This is a genomic window from Pseudomonas sp. 24 E 13 (assembly GCF_900004715.1).
GTDB classification, from domain to species: domain Bacteria; phylum Pseudomonadota; class Gammaproteobacteria; order Pseudomonadales; family Pseudomonadaceae; genus Aquipseudomonas; species Aquipseudomonas orientalis_A.
In genome coordinates this window covers 41,676-47,675 of the sequence record NZ_CVTO01000137.1, presented here as the reverse complement: position 1 = coordinate 47,675, position 6,000 = coordinate 41,676, and the positions used below count along the sequence as shown (strand labels likewise).

General features: G+C 63.7%; 6 protein-coding genes. 1 reads left to right on the top strand and 5 read right to left on the bottom strand.

What is annotated here, in order from left to right:
* On the top strand, positions 1-312 hold a 312-nt coding region (locus BFP90_RS18495), incomplete at its 5' end, for a DUF3482 domain-containing protein (protein WP_141688985.1).
* Here the strand turns inward: BFP90_RS18495 and BFP90_RS18490 are convergent.
* The 5 genes from BFP90_RS18490 to BFP90_RS18470 all read right to left on the bottom strand — a co-directional run bounded on the left by BFP90_RS18490 (position 291) and on the right by BFP90_RS18470 (position 5,926).
* Entirely contained in the window at positions 291-863 is a 573-nt protein-coding gene (locus tag BFP90_RS18490; protein ID WP_065897669.1) for a phosphonate degradation HD-domain oxygenase, read from the bottom strand. The genes BFP90_RS18495 and BFP90_RS18490 overlap by 22 nt on opposite strands.
* Complete coding sequence (locus BFP90_RS18485; protein ID WP_065897668.1) at positions 863-1,990, bottom strand: TIGR03364 family FAD-dependent oxidoreductase; 1,128 nt, start codon at positions 1,988-1,990, stop codon at positions 863-865. Before BFP90_RS18485 ends, BFP90_RS18490 begins: the two co-directional genes overlap by 1 nt.
* Positions 1,991-2,113: 123 nt before the next feature.
* A complete protein-coding gene (locus BFP90_RS18480; protein WP_065897667.1) occupies positions 2,114-3,127 on the bottom strand; it encodes a putative 2-aminoethylphosphonate ABC transporter substrate-binding protein in 1,014 nt (337 codons plus the stop codon).
* Positions 3,128-3,147: 20 nt separating this feature from the next.
* On the bottom strand, positions 3,148-4,860 hold the full coding sequence (locus BFP90_RS18475) for a putative 2-aminoethylphosphonate ABC transporter permease subunit (protein ID WP_065897666.1): 1,713 nt from the start codon (positions 4,858-4,860) through the stop codon (positions 3,148-3,150).
* A gap of 1 nt (position 4,861) precedes the next feature.
* Positions 4,862-5,926, bottom strand: coding sequence for a putative 2-aminoethylphosphonate ABC transporter ATP-binding protein (locus BFP90_RS18470; protein WP_065887074.1), 1,065 nt, complete (start codon positions 5,924-5,926; stop codon positions 4,862-4,864).
* Positions 5,927-6,000: the final 74 nt, after the last annotated feature.

Below are 6,000 nucleotides of genomic sequence, written 5' to 3'. Positions count from 1 at the left end.
TACGGCAGTCGCCTGCTCGGCAAGATCAAGGGCCAGCGCGAGCTGACCGTCGACGACAGCGTGCTGCGCCTGCTCGCCCTGCGCCAGCGCCAGTTGGTCAAGGCCTTGAACCTGCGCGGCCATGCGGCCATGCACAGCATCAAAGTCGACACGCCCCAGGACAAGACCTGGCGCGAAGGCAAGCTGCCGGACGCGCTGAACAGGGCCCGCGCCTATCCGCAATGGTCGTCGCTCAACCCACGCCCCAAGTTGAACCAGGCCGAGCGTCAGGAGCAAATCCAGGCACTGGCTCAGCGGCTGGACGCGTCCTGATCGGCCAATAGTCGCAGGGCCTTGGCCTTGAGCACTTCAAGGTCCAGCAACGAGATGTGCATCTGCTTGGCCTGTTCGTCCCAATGGCGCATGCGCAGGCTGATGTGACAGAGCGGGTCCTGCTCGAACGCCTGTGCTTGCTGCGCGGTCATCACACCGCCCTGATACGCCAGCGTGCGGCGGCTGGCCTCGCTCAACTGTGCGTAATAGTCCGGCTGCTTGAAGGTCAGGTAACGCTTGGCTTGTATGTGATATTCCACCAACCTCGCCATGCGTTCGCTGAAGCCTGCACGACGCAGGTAATCTGCGCCAAGCCGCTCATGGCTGAGCACGCCATACCCACCCATGCCCTCGCCACCCTGACCACAGAGGTGGCCGATATCGTGGAAGAACGCCGCCAGCACCACTTCATCGTCAAAGCCTTCGGCCATCGCGAGCTGCGCAGCCTGGGACATGTGCTCAATCTGCGACACCGGCTCGCCGATGTAATCCGCCGTGCCATGGCGTTCGTACAGGCCGAACAGCTCGGCAAGCAAGCGCTCACGAGTCATTACGCCGGCCCCCACACTGTGGTGATATTTCGCTCGGCCATCGCCGGGCCCACGCTCATGCCCACACCGGTATGCATCAACGCGGCGCTGATGCCCGCAGCCGCCTGGACAAATGAAAACGGCGCGGGCCCACGCGAGCCATACACACCCTGCCAACGCTCCACCACCTGGATCTTGCAACCCAGGGTCTGCTCGGCCAGTTCGATCAGCCAGTCATCGACCTGTTCGGCGTTGAAGGGCGATGCATCGCTGCCGTAATCATGGGAATCGCCGATGATCAACTCGCCATGGGGCGTGGGGCTGATCAGCAGGTGAATCCCGTGCGCCTGCAAGTGCGGCGTTTCGCGCAGGATCTGCGCCTGTACCGCGGCGGCCTCGGGCAAGTCGGCAAACGCACCGTAATGCACGCAACTGAGGCCGGTCAGCAAGGCATGTTGCAGGTTCAGGTCATGCGCCGGCCGTGCCCGCAGCATTTGCAGGCGGCAGACTTGCGGGTTGAGTGCGGCCATCGAATCGGCCAGCAGGGTCTGGTAGTCGTGACCGGAACACACAATGATCTGCTCGCCGCGAAAACGCCCCGCCGTGCTGTGCAACTGGCCCGGCTCGACGTCATGCACCAAGGTGGAAAAGTGAAACTCCACGTTCAGCGCTTGCGCCAGGTAGTTGATCAGCGCCGGAATCGCTTCGCGTGAATAGAGTTGCTGGTCGTCCCTGCCATGCAGCGCGGCGCGGTGATGGCGGAACTGGCCGGCGTACAGGTCATTCAAGGCCGCGCCTTGCAGCAGCTCGACGTTGTAGCCGTGCTCGCGGGCACGCCCGCGGCAAAAGGCTTCGAGCAGATGCGCTTCGGCTTCGGTACGGGCAAACAGGTAGGAGCCATTGCGCTTGAGCGCAAGGCCGGCCACCTGCGCCCAATGCCCCCAGATAGCGCGGCTTTCCCTTGCCAGGTCGAGCATCGGCCCCGGCGGTTGGCCGGTGACCAGCGCCTGGCCGAAGTTACGCACCGAGGCGCCCAGGGGCGTGGCGCTGCGTTCGAAGACCTTGACCTTGAGGCCGCGCTTGGCGGCGGCGTAGGCGTGGGAGAGGCCGAGGATGCCGGCGCCGACAATTAACAGATCACTACTCATACCGTCCTCTCGTTCCCACGCTCCGCGTGGGAACTCATCCAGTGACGCTCTGCGTCACGACGTTCAAGAGCGGACGCGGAGCGTCCAGAGCGGCGTTACCACGCGGAGCGTGGGAACGATCGGTTACTGCTTTTCCGACTTCCCGTCATAACGCTTGCGCCACTCAGCCAGAATGCTGTCGCGATGCTTCGACGCCCACACAAAGTCGTTCTTGATCAACCGCTGCTCGTAATCGGCGGGCAATTCAGTCTGCGGTTTGGCGATCCCCGGTTGGGCGAGCACGGCGAAATTGTCCTTGTACAACGCCATCGCCGCCGGGCTTGCAGAGAAGTCCGCCAGTTTTTTCGCAGCCTCGGCATGGGTCGTGCCCTTGATCAGCGCCGTGGCTTCGATGTCCCAGCCCAGGCCCTCTTTGGGCAGGATGATGTCCAGCGGTGCGCCCTGGCGCTTCAACTGCACGGCCGGGTACTCAAACGAAATCCCGATCGGGAACTCACCGGATGCCGCCAACTTGCACGGCTTGGAGCCGGAGTGAACGTACTGGCCGATGTTCTGGTGCAGGTCATCCATGTACTGCCAGCCCTGCTTCTCGCCGAAGGTCTGCAACCAGGCGCTCACGTCCAGGAAGCCGGTGCCGGAGGAGGCCGGGTTGGGCATCACGATCTTGCCCTTGTACTCAGGCTTGGTCAGGTCCTGCCAGCTCACCGGTTTGGTGAGGCCCTGCTTTTCGGCTTCGACGGTGTTGAAGCAGATGGTGGCGGCCCACACGTCCATGCCGACCCAGGCCGGCGGGTTGGCGGCGTCGCGGTAGTTTTTGCCGATCTTGTCCAAGTCTTTCGGGGCATAGGTATCGAGCATGCCTTGCTGGTCAAGTATCGCCAGGCTGGAGGCGGCCAGGCCCCAGACCACGTCAGCCTGCGGGCGGTCTTTCTCGGCCAGCAGTTTGGCGGTGATGATGCCGGTGGAGTCGCGCACCCACTTGATCTCGATGTCGGGGTTGGCCTGTTCGAAGGCCTTTTTGTAGGTCTTCAACTGTTCGGCTTCGAGGGCCGTGTACACGGTCAGCTCAGTCTTGGCGAAGGCATTCAGGCTGAATGCAGTGAGTACGGCAGCGACCAGCGCCAGGGGCTTGAACATGGAATACCTCCTTTGAAGGATCATTGCCCGGGCGCGGTCTGGCGCCAGGCTTGGGAGCGGCGCAAGGCGCCACGTGAAGCCCACGCCAGCAGCAACGAAACGCTGCCTGAGGTGAACAGAATCAGGGTCGACATGGCCGCCGCACCGCCCACATTGCCGGCGTCGTCCATGTTCAACACGGCGACGGCGGCGAGGATGGTGTCGGGGCTGTAGAGAAAGATCGCAGCGGAGACGGTGGTCATTGCCGACACGAACAGGTAACGCAGAATATCCAGCAGCGCGGGCAGGCAGATCGGCACCGTCACTTTCAGGTAATGGCGGTAGAGCGGCGCCTTGAGGGACAACGCGGCGGCTTCGAATTCGGCGTCCAGTTGGCGCAGTGCGGTGGTGGCGGTCATTTGTGCGGTGGTCAGATAGTGAGCAATGGTGCACACCACCAGCAGTGCCATGCTGCCGTAGAACACATGCAGCGGGTTGCCGCCGAGGTTGAAAAAGAATACATAGCCCAGGCCAAGCACCAGGCCCGGCACGGCCATCGGCACAAAGCTGAGCAGGCGCAGGGCCAGGTTCAGGCCCTTTTGGCCCTTGGTTTTTTCCATCAAATAGGCACCGGTGAAGATCAGCACACTGCCGATCAGCGCCGTGCACAGCGCCATGGTCAGGCTGTTGCGATAGGCCAGCCAACCGCCGCCGGCGGTGTCTTCGAACTGATAGTGGTTGAGCGACAGCGACAGGTTATAGGGCCAGAATTTGACCAGCGAGGAATACACCGCCATGCCGAACACCAGCAGCAGCGCCGCGCAGATCAGCAGCACGATGGCCAGGTAGCAGCCATCCCTTGAACGCGACGGCAGCGGCTGAAAGACCTGGGCACGGCCGCTCATGGCACCACCGTGACGGCGGCGCAACCACGCATCCACGCCAAAGCTGAACAGCGCCGGCAACAGCAGCACCATGCCGATCAACGCGCCGCGCCCGAATTGTTGCTGACCGACCACGGCCTTGTAGGCTTCCAGGGCCAGCACCTGGTAGTCCCCACCCACCACCACCGGCACGCCGAAGTCGGTGATCGTCAACGTAAACACCAAACAGAACGCCGCGAACACCGCCTGGCGCGTGGCCGGCCAGGTGATGCTGCGAAACGCCCGGGCGGGGCTGGCGCCCATGCTGGAGGCCGCGTCGAACAAGCGCGCATCCGCCAGCGACAATGCGGACAGCAGAATCATCAGGGCGTGTGGGAAGGTGTAAATCACTTCGCCCAGGACAATGCCCCAGAAGCCGTAGATATTGTCCGAGAGCAACCCACGCAACAGCCCCTGGTTGCCGAACAGGTACACCAGCGCGATGCCCGGCAACATCGAGGGCGCCATCAACGGCAGCAGCGACACGCCGCGCCAGATCACCTTGCCGGGGATCAAGGTGCGTTGCAGCGCGTAGGCAAACAGATAGGCCAGCGGTACGACGATCGCGGCTACGCTCAGGGAGACTTTCAGGCTATTGCCCAGCAACCAGTGGAAATTGGCGCTGGTCAGCAATTCACGTGCGGCGATCAGGCCGCCGCCCTGCCCGGCTTCGCTGCTGAAGCCACGCCAGAAGATCGCCAGCAGCGGCAGCAGCACCGCCACCACCAACAGGCCCAGCCAGAGCCATTTGCCGCCGACCACGAAGAGGCGGTCACCCCACTCGGCGCGGGCCGCCTGACGCGGCAGCGGCGCGCTCATGATCGCAGCCATCTCAGGCAAACACCTGCAGGCTGCGCGGCGGCAACGCCACCCAGATATCCTGGCTGCCCAGGCGCGGCATGTCGTGTGGTGCAAGTTCGGCCAGCAACGCGTGGCCCGGCAGCTGCGCCAGTTCGAAGCTCATGCGGCAGCGGTTGCCCAGAAACGTGATCTCGCGCACCTTGGCCGCAAACAGGTTTTCTTCATGCACCGGCGGATTCACGCTGATGGCTTCCGGCCGGCAGAACAGACGACCGGAGGTGGCCATGCCGGCGTCGTCGGCCAGGCGCATCTTCAGCCCACCGACCTGGGCGTGGCTGGCGCTGTTGCGGCTGAACGGCAACCAGTTGCCCTGGCCGACAAATTCCGCCACGAACGGCGTGGCCGGGCGGTCGTAGATGTCCTGGGGCGTCGCGTATTGCTCGACCTTGCCGTTGTTCATCACGGCGATACGGTCGGCCATCAGCATGGCTTCGTCCTGATTGTGGGTAACCATCAGCGTGGTGATGCCCAGGCGTCGTTGCAGTTGGCGCAGTTCGGTGCACAGATGCTCGCGAACCTGGGCGTCGAGGGCCGACATCGGTTCATCCAGCAGCAATAACGAAGGTGCCGGCGCCAGGGCACGCGCCAGGGCTACCCGCTGCTGTTGCCCGCCGGACAATTGGCCGGGGTATTTCTTTTCGCTGCCGAGCAGGCCGACCAGCTCAAGCATCTGCCCGACACGCTTGCGCACCTCATCGCGACCGCTGCCGGTGAGGCCGTAGCCGATGTTCGCTTCTACGGTCAGGTTGGGAAACAGCGCGTAGGACTGGAACAGGATGCCGTAGTCCCGCGCCTGGGGCGGCAGCCGGGAAACATCGCGGTCACCCAGGTAAATTTCGCCGCTGTCCTGGTGCTCAAGGCCGGCGATGCAGCGCAGCATGGTGGTCTTGCCGCAGCCGGACGGGCCCAGCAGGCACACCAGCTCGCCGGCGGCGACATCCAGGGACACGTTATCGAGCGCGGTAAAGGCGCCGAAGCGTTTCTGGAGACCGCGCACCTTCATCGGTGCGCCGGGGTGGGTCAGGGCTGTGTTCATGGTGGCGCCTCATCGATCGGATGAAGGCCATGCTAGGGGGGGAATACTTCGCTGATGTGGCAGAAGGGCAAAAG

Bases quoted from the DNA above. Each gene is read 5' to 3' on its own strand.
- BFP90_RS18490 (WP_065897669.1), bottom strand. From the start codon at position 863: ATGACTCGTGAGCGCTTGCTTGCCGAGCTGTTCGGCCTGTACGAACGC.
- BFP90_RS18475 (WP_065897666.1), bottom strand. From the start codon at position 4,860: ATGGCTGCGATCATGAGCGCGCCGCTGCCGCGTCAGGCGGCCCGCGCC.
- BFP90_RS18485 (WP_065897668.1), bottom strand. From the start codon at position 1,990: ATGAGTAGTGATCTGTTAATTGTCGGCGCCGGCATCCTCGGCCTCTCC.
- BFP90_RS18480 (WP_065897667.1), bottom strand. From the start codon at position 3,127: ATGTTCAAGCCCCTGGCGCTGGTCGCTGCCGTACTCACTGCATTCAGC.
- BFP90_RS18470 (WP_065887074.1), bottom strand. From the start codon at position 5,926: ATGAACACAGCCCTGACCCACCCCGGCGCACCGATGAAGGTGCGCGGT.